A 17,462-nucleotide genomic window follows, 5' to 3' on the forward strand; every position below is an offset into this window, starting at 1 on the left:
GCTACTCACTCCCCTTCTCGTCGTTGGTGACGGGAATAAAGCCCGCCTCGCGAATCTGCTTGTCCATCTTTTCGGACGTCACGTAGTCGATGTAATCCTGTGCCTGCTGCGAAGGCGCACCCTTCACAAAGAAGTAAAGGTCGCGCGAGATGGGATAGCCGCCGCTCGCGACCGTCTTCTCGGACGCCTCAACATGATTGACCGAGACGGCCTTGACCGAGGTCTTGGCGTTGAGGCTATCGACGAAGCCCAGCGAAATGTAGCCGATGGCACCGCGCGAACGAGATACCACGTCTCGCACCTGGCCCGTACCCGAAAGAACGGCCGAGCGGCGATCGAACGGCGTGCCGTCCATCACGATGGTGCGGAAGGCCTCACGCGTGCCAGACGCCTCGTCTCGGTTGATGACCTGGATCTTCAGGTCCTCTCCGCCGACTTCCTTCCAGTTGGTGATCTTGCCGGCGTAAATATCGCGGAGCTGCTCGGTCGAGAGGTTATCGACCGGGTTATCGTCGTTCACGATGACCGCGATACCGTCGTGGGCAATGACGATGGGAGTCAGGCCCAGATCTTGTTCGTCGGCATTGAGTCCACGGGAGGAGCTGGCGATATCAGCCGTGCCGGCGCTGACGGCCTCGATGCCGGCGGAAGAACCCAAACCGGAAACGAGCACGTCGATGCCGGTCTCTTCCTTAAAGCCCTCGGCCGCAATCTCGGCGATAGGAAGACAGGTCGTGGAGCCAGCCACGGTAATGGAAGAGGTAGAAGATCCCGAAGAACAGGCACACAGCGTAAACGTAAGCACAGCGGCGCTCAGGACCGATACGATCTTTCTCATAGCATCACGCCGATCGCAGCATGGCGCCCACAGGTGCCGTCCTCGTTACGGTAGGAATAAAAGCGGTCGTTCTGACGCACAGTCGAAAGCTGGGTATCCACAATATTATCCGCGTCGACACCGACATCTACCAGCGCCTCGCAAATGGCAGCGGAAAGATCGAGCATGCGAGAGGTGCTCGCATCGACGCACGAGAACTCGGCGGCAAAGCGATCCATGAGTTCCTGGGATACCTCATATTCGTCACCCAAGATATGGGGGCCGATATAGGCGGAAACGTCGATCGCATCGCAGCCGGCAGCATCGCAAAGCGCCTGGCACGCCTTGGCAGAAATACGTGCAATCGTGCCCTTCCAACCGGAGTGCACCACGGCAAATCCGCCAGGGGCCACCAGCACCACGGGAACGCAGTCGGCAAAGCAGAGCAGCACGGGCACGTTATGCGCCGTACAGACGATAGCATCGCAGCCCTCGGCAATCTGCTCACGGACGTCCTCAAGGTCATCGGCGCCGTTCGAGGTAACCGCAACGATATGGTCACCATGGACCTGATTGGGAACGAGCAGGTTGTGCTCGCACTCGGCGGCACCCATAGCCTCGAGTGCGCGGCGACGATTTTCTTGAACAGCAAAGGGATCATCGCCAACATGCGAGCCCAAGTTGAGTGAGGAGTACGCATCTTCGGAAACACCACCGGCGCGCTCGGTGAAGGCAAAGCGAACATCGGATGTCGCGCCCTCCACCAACGTAACTCCATCATGGTCGACACGCGAAACTTTGTCCGCACGTGCTGCCATACTAAAGCCTCCTAATAACACAAGTACCGCGGCGTCGCCGCGCAGTCCGCGTTTATACGGCTGTCATACTTCCTTAAAAGGATACCCGCAGCGGTAGGGACCAAACGTAAAGGGAACGTAAGGAGATTGGAGGCTTTCGTTTACAAACGAGAAACAAAACGGGGTGCATCCAAATGGACACACCCCGTGCAGGTCGTTGAGAAAAACGAACTAGAAGCTACCGCGCTTCAGGAAGTCGGGAAGCTCGAACTGGTCGTTGCCAAAGTTGGGCAGCTCGGTACCACCGACGTTGCGGGTCGGAGCGGCCTGAGCCGGGCTGGCGGCAGGAGCGGTGCGCTGCGGCTCGGCGGAGGCAGCGGCCTTGCTCTGAGACTGCTGAGCAGCAAAGAGCTCGTCCTGACGGTTGACGTTGGAGTCGGAGAAGCCCGTAGCGATGACGGTGATACGCACCTGATCGCCCAGGGACTCGTCGACAACGGTACCGAAGATGATGTTGGCCTCGGGGTCGACGGCGTTGGCGACAACGTCGGCGGCATCGCTGATCTCCTGGATGCCCAGGTCCTTGGAACCGGCGATGGAGAGCAGCACGCGCGTGGCACCATCGATGGAGCTCTCGAGCAGCGGGCTGGAGATGGCCTGCTGGGCAGCGTCGACGGCACGAGTATCCCCAGAAGAGGTACCGATACCCATCATGGCGGTACCGGCCTGCTTCATGATGGTCTTAACATCGGCGAAGTCCAGGTTGATGATACCGGGGACGGTGATGAGGTCGGTGATGCCCTGGGTGCCCTGGGAAAGAACGCCATCGGCAATCGCGAAGGCCTCGAGCATGGTGGTCTTCTTCTCGGCGATGTCGAGCAGCTTATCGTTAGGGATGACGATCATGGTGTCGACGCAATCGGAGAGGGTCTTGATGCCCTCCTCGGCGCTCTTCTTGCGCTTGCGGCCCTCGAAGGTGAAGGGCTTGGTCACGACGGCGACGGTCAGTGCGCCGACCTCGTTCATCGCGATATCGGCAACGATGGGAGCAGCGCCGGTACCGGTGCCACCGCCCTCACCGCAGGTGATAAACACCATGTCGGCGCCAGCGAGCGCCTCGGCAATGTCGTCGCGGGACTCATCGGCAGCCTTGCGGCCAACCTCGGGGTTGGCGCCGGCGCCCAAGCCGCGGGTAAGGTCGGTGCCGATGTGCACCTTGATATCGGCATCAGAGATCGCGAGTGCCTGAGCATCGGTGTTGATGGCAACAAACTCGACGCCGCGGATGCCCTCTTCGATCATTCGATTGACCGCGTTGGTACCGCCGCCGCCGACGCCGACCACCTTAATGACGGCAAGGTAGTTGTTGATCTCTGTCTCGTGCATGTCGGTCCTCCGAACAAAGGTTATAGCCATAGCATGGGTCGACCCCTGCGCACATTAACCTTCAGGTTGAAAGTAAATGCAAAGGTAAACCGTATTATGTTTGCACATTATGAACGTATCAGTCAAATAATTGACCGTGAAAACCAAACAAACCAGATAAACGGCGTGGTATGGCCCCTCAACAAAGCATCAACCAGCGCTACGAGGTCGGAGCATTCCTAAATGTGTAGTTGCCCGGAGAGCGCACATTGATATACGTTACGCCCTCTACCTGCGAAAGCAACTTGGTGACTACGCGTTCCTTCTTGGCGATATCGTCCGAATCGCCCAGCGACACCTCAATGCCGTTATTGAGGTTTGCCGAGATGGCTTCGACCGAAGGCGTGGAAATATCCTTGACTTGTCCCAAGAACTCGCTCGAAAAACCACGCACATAATCCAGGCCGGCCTTAACGGCTTTGGAGTTAACCGCCTGGCCGGAAACCGGAGCGACATCCGCCGAGACATCAGTCAACAACACCGCGCCATAATGCTTGGCGAGCGCCAGCGCGGCATCGATTCCGGTCAAGGTATTTGAGCCCTGCCCTGTCGTGATGACGTTGCCCTGGTCGTCCACTTCGACCGACGTCGACAGCGGGGCGATCCAGGTGTCATCGTCTCCGATAGCCCAGGCAAGGTCGTCGGAGCTGATATACGCAATGGCGATAACTTTACGCTCCGTCGGCGTGATGATAAGCGTATGGGGAAACTGGCGCTGGACATCCACGCCCGAAACCCACGGGTTCTGCTTGAGATCCTCGGTAATCTGGTCGGGATCGACGTTAAAAAGCGACGTTCCCTCGGGCAAGTCGATCAGCTGGATAGCATCGTGCTTCGTCACATGCTCGCTGCCTTGAATCTGAATATCAGTGGCAGTAAACAGTCCAGAGTTGATCACCACGATGGCAACGACGACGAGCACGGCCAAGACGGCCAGAACGCCGCCCACGATTTTGCCTTTGCCTGTAACGACAGAAGCGGCGTCTGATGTTTTATTTGCCATCGCTCCAAGTGAAGATAACGGGTTGAAACCTTTTTTACTCGAAGGCTTCTTGGCGGTAGCCGGCACCGATGTCAGCGAGCGCGGTTTCGATGCGCCCAGCGTGCGACCTGGACGCGCCGCTTTAGTTCCCGTCGAGGGCTTGGGAGCTGCCATGGGACGGGCAGGCTTGGCGCCCATAACAGGCTTTGACGTCACCGAGGGACGCGAGGACTTTTTTGCGGCCGGACGATTACCGAGCTGCGAGCCGACGACCGGACGACTGGTCTGTCGAGCATGCCCGACAGACTTAGAGTGCGCGACGGTATTGCGTTGAGGTTTGGCAGGCGCGCCGGAACGCCCTCCGGCGCGGCGGAAGGTGGGTTTCGATGCTCTAGAAGCCGAGGAATTTAACTTCCGGTCTGAGCTCGATGCCATACGCCTCCCTCACCTTTCCGTGCACATGTCTAATAACCGCGGCAACGTCATCGGCCGAGGCAGTTCCGTTATTAACGATAAAATTAGCGTGAACGGGCGAAACTTCCGCGCCGCCAATCGAAAAACCCTTTAATCCACAATCCTCGATAAGCTTGCCCACACTCGCATCGGGCGGGTTGCGAAAGACAGACCCGCAGGATGCGCGACCCATGGGCTGCGTACGCTTGCGCCTTGTAAGGTACCGCTCCATGCGCTCGCGAATGTCGGCCTTGGGCGCCGGTTTAAGCTTGAGCACGCACTCGAGGATGATCTCATTGCGGGGAAGGCTACATTCGCGGTAGCCCCAAGTGATCTCGGACCCCGCATAATGCTTGATACCGGATGCCGGGTCAAACGTTACGACATCCTCAACCAGCGAGCCAATCCACTCGGTCCGTGTGCCGGCATTCATAGATATCGCACCGCCGACCGAACCAGGAATGCCAACGGCAAACTCAAGGCCCGAGAGGCTACGCGACAGGGCATCGTTGACCAGGCGCGCAAACATCACGCCCGCACCGACCGTCAGCATACAACCGTCATCGGCAACAACCGTGCGCTGAAACTCACGTCCGAGCGAAATGACGGCACCGCGATAACCGCCATCGGCAACCAGCAGATTGGAGCCCTTGCCGATGATGACCCACGGCACCTGCTCGCGATCGAGCACCGCCACGGCGCGGCGGAGGGCATGATAGCTATGGCACGTCACAAAGAGGTCGGCCTTGCCGCCGATACGATAGCTCGTATGACGCGCAAGGCGCTCGTCCTCGATCACATCCGTGTCGATCATGCCCGAGAGCGCCATGACGGCGTTAAACAGACCCATTAGACTTAAGCGTCTTTCTTGGCAGTCAGATACTCGATAAACTCGGGACCGACGGTCGTAACGTCGCCGGCACCCATGGTGAGCAGCAGGTCGCCCTCGCCCACCATCTGCTCGAGCTCCTGATTGAGCTCAAGACGGCTGGAGCAGTACACGACCTCCTTGCCAGGATGCTTGGCGCGCACGGTATCGGCGAGCATCTTAGAGGTGACACCCGGAATGGGCATCTCGCCAGCCGAGAACACATCAATCAGCAGCAGTTTATCGGCATTGGCAAATGCATCGGCAAAGTCGTCGCACAGGGCCTGCAGGCGCGAATAGCGGTGCGGCTGGAACACGACATCGACGTGCTTGTAGCCCAGCGAGGAAGCGGCAGCAAGCGTCGCCTTGATCTCGGTGGGGTGATGGCCGTAATCATCGACCACGGTGATGCCATCGATATCGCCCACGTGGGTAAAGCGACGGCGGACGCCCTCAAAGCTCGAGAGCGCCTTGGCGGCGGCGTCGATGTCAAGGCCCAGGACATGGGCGACGGTGAGCACCGCCGTGGCGTTGAGCATGTTGTGGCGACCGGGGTTGCTCTTGATCTCCACAGCGTGCTCAGTGCCGTCCTCAAAGCGAACGATAAAGTCACTCTGGATGCCCTTGACATCCGGGTGCACGCAGACGATGTCGTTGCTCTCGGCAAAGCCGTAGGAAAGCACGTGACGGCCCGTCGACTTGGCGAGCTCGACCAGATGCGGGTCCTCGCCGCAGACGATGACGGTGCCGTCCTCGCCCACCAGGCTCATGAATTTGGCGAAAGTTGCCTCGATCTCCTCGATACCCGAGTAGTGGTCGAGGTGGTCGGCCTCGACGTTGGTCACAATGACCACGTTGGGGTTCAGGAACAGGAAGGAGCTGTCGGACTCGTCGGCCTCGGCGACAAAGTAGTCGCCCGAGCCGTTCTTGCCGTTCGTGTCATAGCCCTCGACGATGCCGCCGATCAAGAAGCTCGGATCCAGACCCATGCGGTCGAGCATGGTGGCGCACATCGAAGACGTGGTGGTCTTGCCATGCGTGCCGGCAACAGCGACGGTGGTGTAGCCGTGGCCCAAAGCAGAGAGCATCTTGGCACGGGGCCACACGGGAATACCCAGCTCGCGAGCGCGCACGAGTTCAGCGTTGGACTCCGGAATAGCGGTGGACACAACAACCACGTCGGGCTTGACCTCGTCGATCGTGGCGGCCTCATGGCCCACATGCACCTTCACACCAGCGCGGGTAAGCTGGCGGATATAACGTGACGTCTTAAGGTCGGAGCCGGTAACGGCATAACCGCGCTCGTGCAGAACGAGGGCGATGCCGCTCATGCCGGCGCCGCCGATACCGATAAAGTGGGCGCTCTTAAACTCGGGCGCGGAGGTTGCAGTCTGGGAATCAGCCATGTGCTCGTGTACTCCTTGCGTAAACACTGCCTGTAACCCGTTAACTGTACCGCACCTACCGCATCAGCGCGAGGGCGACCGACGATATCCCGTCTAACTAACGCAAACCCTCTACCGCATCCGCCAGAAGAGCGGCGGCCCTATCCTGAGCCAGACCACGCGCCGCCTGACGCATGGCGTCGCGTGCCGCCGCGTCATCGACCAGGTGCAGCAGCTCATCGGCAAAGGCAGAACCGTCGATATCGGCATCGGCGCAGAGCACGCCGGCCCCGGCGTCGACCAGATAACGGGCATTGGTGGTTTGGTGGTCGGCCGTCGCATGCGGGTACGGCACGAGCACCGAAGGCACGGCGAGCGCAGCGATCTCGGCCACGCTCGATGCGCCCGAACGCGATAGCACCAAATCGGCAGCAGCCAGCATGTCGCCCATGTTGTCGATGTAAGGCTGGACGCGGTAACGCTTCGCCTCCTCGGGCGTCAGCGCCAAAGCGCGCTCGGTCTCCTCAAAGCCGTCGGCACCCGTCGAATGCAACACATAGAGGTTCTTGCGCGAAAGCAGCTCGTTTTTGAGCGAAGCCACGCGCTCGTTGAGGTGCTGGGCGCCAAGTGAACCGCCAAAGACGAGCAGCAGCGTAGCGTCCTCGGGAACGCCAAGTGCCTTGCGGCCGCGAGCGCGATCGCCCTCGATCACCGAGCGACGTACGGGGTTGCCGGTCATGAGCACGTGGTCAGGGTCACCTTCGCGCTCAAAGACCGAACGCGCTGCCGGCACCGAGATGCACACGCGGGCGGCGTGGGAGTTCATCATCTTGTTGGCCAGGCCCGGAACAGAGTTCTGCTCATGCAGCAGATACGGAACGCCTGCGCCCTTGCACCACCCCAGCAACGGAACCTCGACATAGGCACCAAAACCGATGGCGGCATCGGGCTTGCCGACCTTTGAGAAATGACTGGCGAGCGCACGCTTGGCCTTGTTGACACGCCACAGCGAGGTCAGCGCCGTCCAAGGACGGGAGCGGTCGAAGCCCGTAACCGTAATGGGCACAAAATCAAACCCAGCCTCGGGGACCAGACGACCCTCGAGCTTGCGCGACTGGCCCACGAACACAACGTGGTGGCCACGGTCACGCAGCTCTTCGGCCAAGGCGAGCGCGGGGTTGATATGCCCTGCCGTGCCGCCGGCTGCAATAGCAACGGTCATCTTATCGGTCATGGTAGTCCCTTCGTACACGCGGTCCCTGGTCGTCGGTGCGCAAACGCGCCGACGGGTCCGAGTTCAAATCGATTCGATTATATCCGCCGCCCGCGCTGCGAGGGCTGGGGCGCTGCGGACGACCTTGCGGAGCCGTTCGCGGGCGTGGACGGGCTGCCGGCTCGGTCGCAGAGCCATCCAGAACGGTAAAGCCGTTACGCGAAGATCGCTCGCCGCGCACGTGGGGCACGCCGGCGGTACTCTCATCCATAACGGCAAAGCTCTCGCGGCGACGGTCGTACTCATCGCGACGGGCGCTCTCGTACGAAACGCGCAGGATCAGACCGGCAAGCATAAGCGACACAATAATCGACGAACCGCCGTAGCTAATAAACGGCAGCGGTTTGCCCGTCATGGGAAACACGTTGAGGATGCCCAGCGCATTGATCAAAAACTGCACCGCGAGAATGACCGCGGAGCCAGACGCCATGAGCGCGCCCCGACGATCGGTCGCCTGCTCGGCAATGCGAAACGCCGAGTAGATCAGCATCGCAAACACCAAGAAGAACAGCACGGTTCCGACAAAACCGACTTCCTCGCCAATGATGGCCAGGATGTAGTCATTGTGCGCCTCGGGCAGATACGAGTACTTCATGGTTGAGTTGCCGATGCCACGGCCGAACAGACCGCCCGAGGCAAAGGCCATGATGGCAAGCGTGGCCTGATAGCCGTCACCATACTCGTCGGCCCAAGGGTTCAAGGCAACCTGGATACGCACCATACGGTACGGCTCTGCGACAAGCGCAATCACGATCACGAGAATGCCGAAGATTATCACGCCGATGATAAATCTGGGGTCGAGACCCGCAAACAACGCCATGCACATGAGGGTCAACAGGATGATCAGGACGGTACCGAAATCGGGCTGGATAAAGATCAGAAAGAGCGAAATTCCCAGGTAGATGCCCATCTTGCGAAGGAATTCGTTGATGTTGCCACCGGGCGAAAAGAAGCGATCAAGCATGATGGCCGAATACGCAATGGCAAATGGCTTTAAAAACTCGGAAGGCTGGAACTGAATACCGGCGATGTTGAGCCAGCGCGTGGCGCCACGGCTGCCGCTTCCCACCAAGAACACCAGCAGAAGCAAGAACATCATGCCGATAAGGAAGATCCTAAGCACATCCTCCCCAAACCAGCTGTCCGGCAAAACGCGCACGATGGCAATCAGCGCCAGAACACCAACCACGGCAAACGCGGCCTGTCGACCCAGGAAAAACGTCGCCGAGCCATTCTCGTGCAGCGCCTCGACCGAAGACGCCGAGTACACCATCAACAGGCCAAAGCACACCAAAGTAAACAGGCAGGCCATAAATATCAAACGGGGGCGCATGATGCGGGCGGGAACGCCGGCAATATAGCGTTCGCTAAACGACTGCCCGCCGCGACCGGAACGCGGTGTTATGCGCCGCGAGGAAGCACGGTCCGAGTCGGGCCTCCTCATACCTTGTCGGGGGCTCTCCTCTCTCACCGGCAACCCCTATTCCATTTGCGATTTCGCTGCAGCGGCAAGCTGGGCCACATAGTCCTTAAACACGCGGCCGCGCTCCTCATAGCCCGAGAACTCATCGAACGAAGAGCAGGCAGGAGAAAGTAAGATCACGTCGCCACGGCTCGACAGCGAACGGGCAACGTCCACGGCATCGCGTAGGTCATCCGCTTGGGCGATATCCACATCGCCATCGACATCGGCCTCGTCCATAGCGGCGGTAAAGCGCTCGCGCGCATCGCCAAAGCAGACGACCGAGCGCACGTTATCCATGACAACGCGCGCGAAGTCCGCGAGCGGCGTGCCCTTATCGTGACCGCCGAGCAGCAAGATCACGTTGTCATCGGGAAATGCCGTCAGTGCCTTCTCGACCGCGTCGGTGTTGGTCGCCTTGGAATCGTTGACGTAGCGCACTCCGTCAATCTCGCCGCACGGCTCCACGCGGTGCTCGAGCGGCTGGAACGAGGCCAGACCGCGGCAGACACCATCGACATCGGCACCGACTGCCAAGGCAGCCGTGGCAGCACACAGGGCATTGATAACATTGTGATGGCCCGAGATCTTGAGCTCGGATGTAGCGATGAGCGGGGTCTCGACGCCCTTCAGGCGCACGATCATCTTGCCATCGCGCACAAAGGCGACATCCTCACCCTCTGGCTCGTCAAAGGCAACCTTGCAGATGCGACGACCCGGCGTGTAGATGTACTCATCGAACTCGTGAATGCCGGCATCTTCGACGTCGACAACCGCCAGATCGTCATCGACCATATTGTCAAACAGTTTGATCTTGGCAAGCGCATAGTTCTTATGGCTCTTATGCCAGCCCAAGTGGTCGGGAGTGATGTTGAGCAGCACAGCCACACGAGGGTGGAGCTCGGTGGTCGTAGCAATCTGATAGCTCGAGAGCTCAGCCACAAACCACTCGTTGTGGGCTCGGCCGTCAATCTCGTTGACCGGCGGCTCGCCGATGTTGCCGACAGCTACGCTGGCCTCGCCGGCAGCCTTGAGCAGATAATCAGTCAGCGACGTGGTAGTCGTCTTGCCGTTGGTGCCCGTGATGGCAATCCAGTTATCGGGCGACAGGCGATAGGCAAACTCTGGCTCACCCATAATCTGGGCGGCATGCTCGCGCCCGGCCTTAAAGAAGCCCGAGAACTCCGAGATGCCCGGGCACGTCACGCATACGTCATAGGCGCCCTCGACCTGTTCGGTCCCATAGACAAACGACGCACCAGCAGCCTCGAGCGCACGCGTGGCGTCATTGGGCTCAGAGGTGCCGCCGCCATACACGGTAACGGCGCTTACGCGCTCGGGATGTGCCAGCGCCCAGCGGGCGACATCGAGACCTGATTTGCCCTGACCCAAAACGAGCAGGCTAAAGACATCAGCAAGAGGCATGAAAGACCACTATCCCAACTGGAAGAACAGAGCAAGGCCAACGGCACCAAATGCCGCAGCGATAATCCAAAAACGAATGACGACCTTGGTCTCGGCCCAACCCTTCTTTTCGAAATGATGATGGATGGGCGCCATAAGGAAGACGCGCTTGTGCGTAAAGTGGAAGTAGACAACCTGAATCATGACCGACAGAGTCTCAACGATAAACAGGCCGCCGATGATGAGGGAGACGACCTCGGTGTTAGTCATGATGGACGTACAGGCAAACGCGGCGCCCAGAGCAAGCGAGCCGGTATCACCCATAAAGATGCTCGCCGGATAGCAGTTGAACCACAGAAAGCCCAAGCAGGCACCGGCACACGCGGTGCAGAAGATGGACAGGTTCACGTCTCCGTGCAAAAACGCCATGGCAGCCATGGCGAGCATGGCGATCATGGAGGTGCCGCCAGCAAGACCGTCAAGGCCATCGGTCAGGTTCACGGCATTAGAAAGACCGGCAATCATCAGCCAGCAAAAGACAATATAGAGCCACGGGAACGAATAGCCGCAGATGGTGGTCGAAAGCACGCCAAGGTCGATCGTCAACCCACCGGGAAAACGAATCTCGGGGGCGACGCCGCACCAGTTGACGGCAAGTACCGTAAAGGTGACACAGATAATGGTTAGGCCGATCATCTTGGCATGGGGCGTCAGACCGAGCGAGCGCCCATGCGTAACGGAGGTCAGGTCGTCGATCAGGCCCAGCACGCCGGTCGCCAGCGTGGCGAGCAGCACGAGCACGAGCTCGGTGGTGAGCTTGCCCATCAGCAGGCAGGTCAGCGAGATCGCGACGAGGATGACAACGCCACCCATGGTGGGCGTTCCCTGCTTAACCAAATGACGCTTGGGGCCGTCGGCACGAACCTGCTGGCCGATACCCTCGACCTTGAGCAGCTTGATCCACCACGGCATGAGCAGCAGCGCAATGGCTGCGGCGATGCCAAGCCCCAAAAAAGCCTGATACGTTGGATACGAGGGATTGCCGAACATGGGCTAGCACACACCTTCCACAAAGCGGTCGAGCTCAACAAAGCGGGAACCCTTGACCAGTACAACATCATGTTTTTCAAGCGCGCCGCCCATGCCGTCGAGCACCTGCTGATAATCGGAGAACACCTGGATGCGGTCCTCGTCCATGCCCATCATGCGTGCGGCATCGGCCATAAGCTGGGCCAGCTCACCACCCACGCACGCCAGCATGTCGAGCTTCTTGGCGGCGGCATAGGCGCCCACGAGCTCATGCATGCGAGGAGCCTCATCGCCCATCTCGCCCATCTCGCCCAGGATCGCCATGCGAGACCCCGTGCACGAAAGCGAGCACAGCAGATCGAGACCGGCTGCCATCGATTCGGCGCTGGCGTTATAGGAATCGTCGATGATGCGTGCACCGCTCTTGGCGCGCTTGATCTCCTGGCGGTGCCCGGTGATCGTAAGACCCCTAAAGGCAGCATCGATCTGCTCGGGCGTCACGCCCAGGCGATAGGCAACCGCGGCGGCCTTAACGGCATTAGGAACGGACTGCACGCCGGGGATGGCAAGCATGGTATCGATTGTCTCGCCCTGACCAAAATCGAGCGTAAAGACCGGACGGCCTTCGTCATCAACACGAATGTCGCGGGCACGGACCTCATCATCGTCCGAGACGCCGGCCAGCATCACGTCGATACCAGCAGGCTGGGCGAACGTGTCGCGAATGAACGGCGTAAAGTCGTCCTCGCCGCCCAAAACCAGCAGCGGCAAATTGTCGCCGGCGGCGCACATGCCCTGGACAATCTCGGCCTTAGCGCGGGCGATGTTCTCGCGGCTGCCCAAAATGCCGATATGAGAGGTGCCGATCTTGCTCACGATGGCAAGGTTGGGATTGGCAGACAGAGACAGGCGCTCGATCTCGTGGAAATGGTTCATGCCCATCTCGAGCACCAGGACCTCGGTATCGGCCGGAGCGGAAAGCACCGTGAGCGGCATGCCGATCAGGTTATTGAAATTGCCCTTGGTGGCCCAGACACGATAGCGCTTGGCGAGCACAGCGGCGAGCACGTCCTTGGTCGTCGTCTTGCCGATGGAACCGGTAATGCCAACGACCAGGCAGCCAAGCTCCAGGCGATACGCGTGCGCCAAACGCAGCAGAAACTCCTCGGGATCATCGGTCAGCAAGATGGCACAGCCCTTGTCCTGCGCCAGCGAGACCAGCTCGGCCTCGGGCTCACGCGTCATCACGACGGCGCCGGCACCCGACTGGACGGCACGGGAAGCAAAATCATTGCCGTCGACGTTTTCACCGGGAAAGGCGACGAAAATCGTCCCTTCCTCGACCTGGCGCGAGTCGATAACGCACCCGCGGCATACCAGATCGACTTCTCCCGTCACGGTTCGGGCCCCTGTTGCGGCCGCGAGGTTGTTGACGGCGATCTCTATCATTGCAGCTCCCCTGTAAACCTAAATAATGCTATCGGCGTATTGTATCCCAGCGCCGCGCATGCGTGGTGCAGGGCATGTGAACACCCCTCATATGGGACAACAAACCACGCCCCAAAGATTGTAACCCCCTACTTCGTGTGCGGGATACCCAGCACGTCGAGCGCGTTGGCCATAATTGACTGGAACGGCACCGCAGCGGCATCTGAGCCGCTCGGCGTTCCGTCGAGCGTGATATAGCACAGCACCTTGGGCGATTGTGCCGGTGCAAAGCCCATAAAGGACGACATGTAGTTCTCCTTGAGGTAGCCGCCGTTCTCGTCGGCACGTTCGGCCGTACCGGTCTTACCCGCCACGTCATAGCCGTCAACCGCGCCGCCAACGCCCGTTCCCTCCGACACGACCGTCTGCATGCACGATGTCACCTGGGATGCGGCGTCCTCCGAAATCGCGCGCTCGCCTTCGCCCCAGTCCTTCTCGTCGCCTTTGCTGGACTTATAGAAGTGCGGGGTCATCATCACGCCGCCGTTGGCGATGCCGCCCACGGCACGTGCGATCTCAATCGGCGAGACAGACAGCGCCTGTCCAAAGCTCATCGAGCCCAGCGTGGCGCCGTCATACTGGTCACGCTCCTTGACGATGCCCAGGCTCTCGCCCGGAAAATCGACACCAGAGCTGTGACCGATGCCCCACTTGTCCACATAGGCGGCAAAGTCGTCGGCACCGATCTTGCGCCCCACCAGGACAAAACCCACGTTGGACGAACGGCGCATCATCTCGCGCACATCCATGGTCATGGCGTAGTCACGCTTGTCGGCATCGGTGACGGTATCGTCGCCCACCTTGATGCTCGCCGGCACCTCAAACGACGTACTCGACCGCACGACACCCAAGTCGAAGCCGGCGCCCGCCACGAGCGTCTTAAAGACCGAGCCGGGCTCGTAGGCGTCGGTGACCAGGCGCAGGTTCATATCCTCGGTCTTGGCGTTTTCCAAATTGGTCTGGTCGTAGGTCGGATACGAGCAGGCTGCCAAGATCTCGCCTGTCGTAGGATCGGTGACCAGCGCCGAGCCGTTCTTGGCCTTTGTCTTCTCGACAGCCTCTGCCAGGGCATCCTCGGCCGCACGCTGGATATTGACGTCGAGCGTCGTCACGATATCAACGCCGTCGACCGCAGCCACCTTTTTATAGGCACCGCCCGCGATATAGCTGCCGTCCCTCGCGCGCTCGCGTACGAGAGAGCCGTTCGTGCCGGTCAGAAGCTTGTTGTATTGCTTTTCGAGACCCGTCAAGCCGTCGTTGTCTACATTCACTACACCCAGCACCTGCGATGCCAGATTGCCGTATGGATATACGCGCTTCATGGCCTGCTCAAAAAGCACGCCGGGCAGGTTCTTCTTCTCCAGCGCCGCAGCGTCGTCTTCGTCCACCTGGCGCTTGATATACACCCAGGTTCCATCGGACTCAACGAGCTTGCGGCAGGTCTTTTTATCGATTCCAGTTGCCTTGACCAGCGCCGACACCGTCTTGTCAACATCCTCGACAAGCTGGGGGTTCACGGCGATGTTGCGACATTCGACCGACGACGCTAGCACGTTACCGTTGCGGTCGTAGATGGTGCCACGTTTGGCATAGAGGGTCTGCGCAAGCAGGCGGCGCGCATCGGCACGCTCGCGCAGTTTATCGGCTTCGACAATTTGATAGTCGGCAAGGCGAAAGACGCCCAAGCCCAAGCCAAGCCCAATGAAGCCCATGACGGCTTTGCGGCGAGGCAGAGGCGTGCCTGTGAGCCATTCGGTCGACGAACTCTTGCGCGACCTGGTGTTATGCACTTGAGGGCCGCCCGAGCCGCGAAGTCGCGACGCCGGGTCGTTGCCACGGGACTGCCCGGCGTTGTAAGATTGCCGACCCGTTCCTTGATAACCAGAACGTCCCCGCGACGAGGGACGTCCAGAACCGCGGCCCCCATCGGAACCGCGGCGATAGTCATTTGTCATACTCAGCTACCGTCTTGCTACTGAGCGGTCGCGGTCGCGTTGGCGCCCGCGGCTGCATCCTGCGAAAAGTCAAGTGTAACGCTCTCGCTGGGCTCCACCATGCCATAAGCGCCCGCAAGGTCGCGAATGCGCGTGTCGGCGCCATAGACCGAATGCATGACCTCCAGGTCGGAGCTCTCATCGGTCGCCTTTTCGAGCGTGTTGGTAAGCTCGGCGTTGCTGTTGAGCACCTGGGCCGTAACGCCGGCGAGCGCCACGCGGGCGACGCCGATCGTCATGAAGATAGCCGCAATGATGCAAAACGTTTTAAGAACGCTCATGAAAACCGGGCTTACCGCCTGGTTTGCCTGACGGCCCGCGCCCGTGTAGACATCAAAGCGCGGCGTGCGCTGCTCACGGGGAGCAACGGGGGCCTGCGGCGTCTCACGATAGGCGGGCATGGCGTTCATATCATAGGCGAGTGCTGCGCTTGAAGTGTTGTAGCCCATGATATGCCGCCTCCCATCCCGAGTACGTTGGTAGTATGTTTAAGCTTCGTTTATGGTGCGAGCGGGAGGTCCAATATCGCGCGGTCGCGCCTACAGACGCTGCGCCACGCGGATTTTGGCTGATCTCGCCCGAGGGTTGCGCTCAACCTCATCAGGCTGGGCAACCAAGGGTTTGCGAGTGATGACCTTGAGTATCGGCACGTTGCCGCACACGCACACCGGAATCTCCGGCGGACACGTGCACCCCTGGCTCATCTCCTTAAAGTGATTCTTTACGATACGGTCCTCGAGCGAGTGATACGAGATGACGCAGATACGTCCGCCCGGGTTGAGCCACCTGGTGGCGGCATCAAGCCCTCGTTCGAGCACATCGAGCTCGTGATTGACCTCGATGCGAATGGCCTGGAAACTTTTCTTGGCCGGGTGTCCGCCATGCCGACGAGCGGCAGCCGGGATACCCGCCTTGATGATCTCGACAAATTGGCCGGTGGTTTCGATCGGTTCTTGCTCGCGGCGGCGCACGATCTCGCGCGCGATCTGCGAGGCGAACTTCTCTTCGCCGTAGACGCGTAGAATCCGGGCGAGGTCGTGTTCGTTATAGGTGTTGATGACCTCAGCTGCGTTTAAGGTGTTATTACCCGGATCCATCCGCATGTCCAATGGGGCGTCCTCGTTATACGAAAAGCCCCTGCCAGGGATATCGAGTTGCGGTGACGAAACGCCCAAATCGAACAGGAAGCCATCGACCCCGGGCACCTCGGCCGAGCAAAGCAGCTCGTCCAAGTCGCCGAAGTTGCCCTTCAGCAGCTGGTGCGGAACGCCGGGAACCTCGCGGTCCAGACGGGCGCCAGCGGCCTCGAGGGCCATGTCGTCCTGATCGACGCCGAGCAAAAGGCCCGTCTCCCCCACCTGCGCGGCCATCTTTACCGAATGGCCGGCACCGCCAAGGGTGCAATCGCAGACAACGGAGCCGCTCTTTAGCCGCAGCGACTCAAGCACTTCGCCGAGCATGACAGGTTCATGCCGATATTCTTGTGTCAAGATCCCACGCTCCATCCGTTACCCGTGCCTTGCCCTTACGAGAAGAAGAGGTCCAGCAGGGCCTCATCGTCATCGTCCTCATCGGCCGCGGCGCGATCCCAAACCTCAAGGTGGTCGTAGTTGCCCACAACCGTGACCTCGCGGTCGAGGTTCGCCTGCTTGCGGAGAGACTCGGAAAGACCGATACGACCGGCGCTATCCACGTCCATCGACGTAGTGCGCTTGTTGATCGCCCTCATGAGCTTCTGGTCGTTAATGTCACGCGGGTTAAAACCCTCGTGGCCCTCACGACCCGCGAAGAGTCCTTCGACCCACTTATCGAAGGCCTCGGCAGAGAACACGTACAGAGCATCGACATCCAGGGCTTTGAACACGCGAACGTGCTCTCCAAGCTCCTCGCGAAGGGGTGCAGGCAGGGACAGACGACCTTTTGCATCGAGATTGCGCTCGTATGCACCAGTCATTCCCATGTGCGCCCTCCCCTCGGTTACTCAGATGGCACGTACGCGGGGAACCACCCCGCCTGTCGACGTCATTAATAATATGGGGAACCGCCCCATTTTTCAACACCTTTCCCCACCCCTTCCCCCACCCC

The 17,462-nt window shown here is 60.1% G+C and carries 15 protein-coding genes; all 15 read right to left on the reverse strand.

The genetic code is table 11. The annotated features are described in order from the left end of the window. Nucleotide 1: 1 nt before the first annotated feature. The 15 genes from DW913_RS08350 to DW913_RS08420 all read right to left on the reverse strand — a co-directional run bounded on the left by DW913_RS08350 (nt 2) and on the right by DW913_RS08420 (nt 17,337). Complete coding sequence (locus DW913_RS08350) at nt 2-838, reverse strand: phosphate ABC transporter substrate-binding protein (protein WP_117798215.1); 837 nt, start codon at nt 836-838, stop codon at nt 2-4. Continuing rightward, the gene (locus tag DW913_RS08355; protein ID WP_117798216.1) at nt 835-1,635 is read right to left on the reverse strand and encodes a polyphenol oxidase family protein; all 801 of its coding nucleotides are present in this window, start codon (nt 1,633-1,635) and stop codon (nt 835-837) included. Before DW913_RS08355 ends, DW913_RS08350 begins: the two co-directional genes overlap by 4 nt. Before the next feature lie 210 nt (nt 1,636-1,845). After that, a complete protein-coding gene (gene ftsZ / locus DW913_RS08360) occupies nt 1,846-3,000 on the reverse strand; it encodes a cell division protein FtsZ (RefSeq protein ID WP_055251674.1) in 1,155 nt (384 codons plus the stop codon). Between the two features lie 199 nt (nt 3,001-3,199). After that, nucleotides 3,200-3,988 carry a cell division protein FtsQ/DivIB gene (locus tag DW913_RS08365; RefSeq protein WP_231501570.1) on the reverse strand — a complete coding sequence of 263 codons (789 nt, stop codon included), beginning with the start codon at nt 3,986-3,988 and terminating at the stop codon, nt 3,200-3,202. A 424-nt stretch (nt 3,989-4,412) separates the two neighbouring features. After that, nucleotides 4,413-5,324 (reverse strand): UDP-N-acetylmuramate dehydrogenase, encoded by a 912-nt coding sequence (murB, locus tag DW913_RS08370; protein ID WP_117757004.1) that lies wholly within the window; start codon nt 5,322-5,324, stop codon nt 4,413-4,415. Between the two features lie 5 nt (nt 5,325-5,329). After that, nucleotides 5,330-6,748: a UDP-N-acetylmuramate--L-alanine ligase gene (gene murC, locus DW913_RS08375; protein WP_117798217.1), complete on the reverse strand. Its 1,419-nt coding sequence runs from the start codon at nt 6,746-6,748 to the stop codon at nt 5,330-5,332. A gap of 97 nt (nt 6,749-6,845) precedes the next feature. Next, nucleotides 6,846-7,961: an undecaprenyldiphospho-muramoylpentapeptide beta-N-acetylglucosaminyltransferase gene (gene murG / locus DW913_RS08380; protein WP_089571582.1), complete on the reverse strand. Its 1,116-nt coding sequence runs from the start codon at nt 7,959-7,961 to the stop codon at nt 6,846-6,848. Further along, the gene (gene ftsW, locus DW913_RS08385; protein WP_158566224.1) at nt 7,951-9,471 is read right to left on the reverse strand and encodes a putative lipid II flippase FtsW; all 1,521 of its coding nucleotides are present in this window, start codon (nt 9,469-9,471) and stop codon (nt 7,951-7,953) included. Before ftsW ends, murG begins: the two co-directional genes overlap by 11 nt. Nucleotides 9,472-9,480: 9 nt before the next feature. Then, nucleotides 9,481-10,887, reverse strand: coding sequence for a UDP-N-acetylmuramoyl-L-alanine--D-glutamate ligase (gene murD / locus DW913_RS08390; RefSeq protein ID WP_117798219.1), 1,407 nt, complete (start codon nt 10,885-10,887; stop codon nt 9,481-9,483). Between the two features lie 9 nt (nt 10,888-10,896). Next, on the reverse strand, nt 10,897-11,916 hold the full coding sequence (mraY, locus tag DW913_RS08395; protein WP_089571579.1) for a phospho-N-acetylmuramoyl-pentapeptide-transferase: 1,020 nt from the start codon (nt 11,914-11,916) through the stop codon (nt 10,897-10,899). A gap of 3 nt (nt 11,917-11,919) precedes the next feature. Next, nucleotides 11,920-13,344, reverse strand: a complete 1,425-nt coding sequence (gene murF / locus DW913_RS08400; protein ID WP_117765913.1) for a UDP-N-acetylmuramoyl-tripeptide--D-alanyl-D-alanine ligase — start codon at nt 13,342-13,344, stop codon at nt 11,920-11,922. Between the two features lie 128 nt (nt 13,345-13,472). After that, on the reverse strand, nt 13,473-15,173 hold the full coding sequence (locus DW913_RS08405; protein WP_332068160.1) for a penicillin-binding protein 2: 1,701 nt from the start codon (nt 15,171-15,173) through the stop codon (nt 13,473-13,475). Between the two features lie 182 nt (nt 15,174-15,355). Further along, entirely contained in the window at nt 15,356-15,826 is a 471-nt protein-coding gene (locus DW913_RS08410) for a hypothetical protein (RefSeq protein ID WP_022094483.1), read from the reverse strand. A 90-nt stretch (nt 15,827-15,916) separates the two neighbouring features. Beyond that, on the reverse strand, nt 15,917-16,882 hold the full coding sequence (gene rsmH / locus DW913_RS08415) for a 16S rRNA (cytosine(1402)-N(4))-methyltransferase RsmH (protein WP_006234266.1): 966 nt from the start codon (nt 16,880-16,882) through the stop codon (nt 15,917-15,919). Nucleotides 16,883-16,902: 20 nt separating this feature from the next. Further along, nucleotides 16,903-17,337, reverse strand: coding sequence for a division/cell wall cluster transcriptional repressor MraZ (locus tag DW913_RS08420; protein ID WP_006234269.1), 435 nt, complete (start codon nt 17,335-17,337; stop codon nt 16,903-16,905). Between the last annotated feature and the right edge of the window lie 125 nt (nt 17,338-17,462).

Source organism: Collinsella sp. AM42-18AC (assembly GCF_003467965.1).
In the GTDB taxonomy this organism is placed as follows: domain Bacteria; phylum Actinomycetota; class Coriobacteriia; order Coriobacteriales; family Coriobacteriaceae; genus Collinsella.

Bases quoted from the DNA above. Each gene is read 5' to 3' on its own strand.
- DW913_RS08350 (WP_117798215.1), bottom strand. From the start codon at position 838: ATGAGAAAGATCGTATCGGTCCTGAGCGCCGCTGTGCTTACGTTTACG.
- DW913_RS08355 (WP_117798216.1), bottom strand. From the start codon at position 1,635: ATGGCAGCACGTGCGGACAAAGTTTCGCGTGTCGACCATGATGGAGTT.
- ftsZ (WP_055251674.1), bottom strand. From the start codon at position 3,000: ATGCACGAGACAGAGATCAACAACTACCTTGCCGTCATTAAGGTGGTC.
- murB (WP_117757004.1), bottom strand. From the start codon at position 5,324: ATGGGTCTGTTTAACGCCGTCATGGCGCTCTCGGGCATGATCGACACG.
- murC (WP_117798217.1), bottom strand. From the start codon at position 6,748: ATGGCTGATTCCCAGACTGCAACCTCCGCGCCCGAGTTTAAGAGCGCC.
- murG (WP_089571582.1), bottom strand. From the start codon at position 7,961: ATGACCGATAAGATGACCGTTGCTATTGCAGCCGGCGGCACGGCAGGG.
- murD (WP_117798219.1), bottom strand. From the start codon at position 10,887: ATGCCTCTTGCTGATGTCTTTAGCCTGCTCGTTTTGGGTCAGGGCAAA.
- mraY (WP_089571579.1), bottom strand. From the start codon at position 11,916: ATGTTCGGCAATCCCTCGTATCCAACGTATCAGGCTTTTTTGGGGCTT.
- murF (WP_117765913.1), bottom strand. From the start codon at position 13,344: ATGATAGAGATCGCCGTCAACAACCTCGCGGCCGCAACAGGGGCCCGA.
- DW913_RS08410 (WP_022094483.1), bottom strand. From the start codon at position 15,826: ATGGGCTACAACACTTCAAGCGCAGCACTCGCCTATGATATGAACGCC.
- rsmH (WP_006234266.1), bottom strand. From the start codon at position 16,882: ATGGAGCGTGGGATCTTGACACAAGAATATCGGCATGAACCTGTCATG.
- DW913_RS08420 (WP_006234269.1), bottom strand. From the start codon at position 17,337: ATGGGAATGACTGGTGCATACGAGCGCAATCTCGATGCAAAAGGTCGT.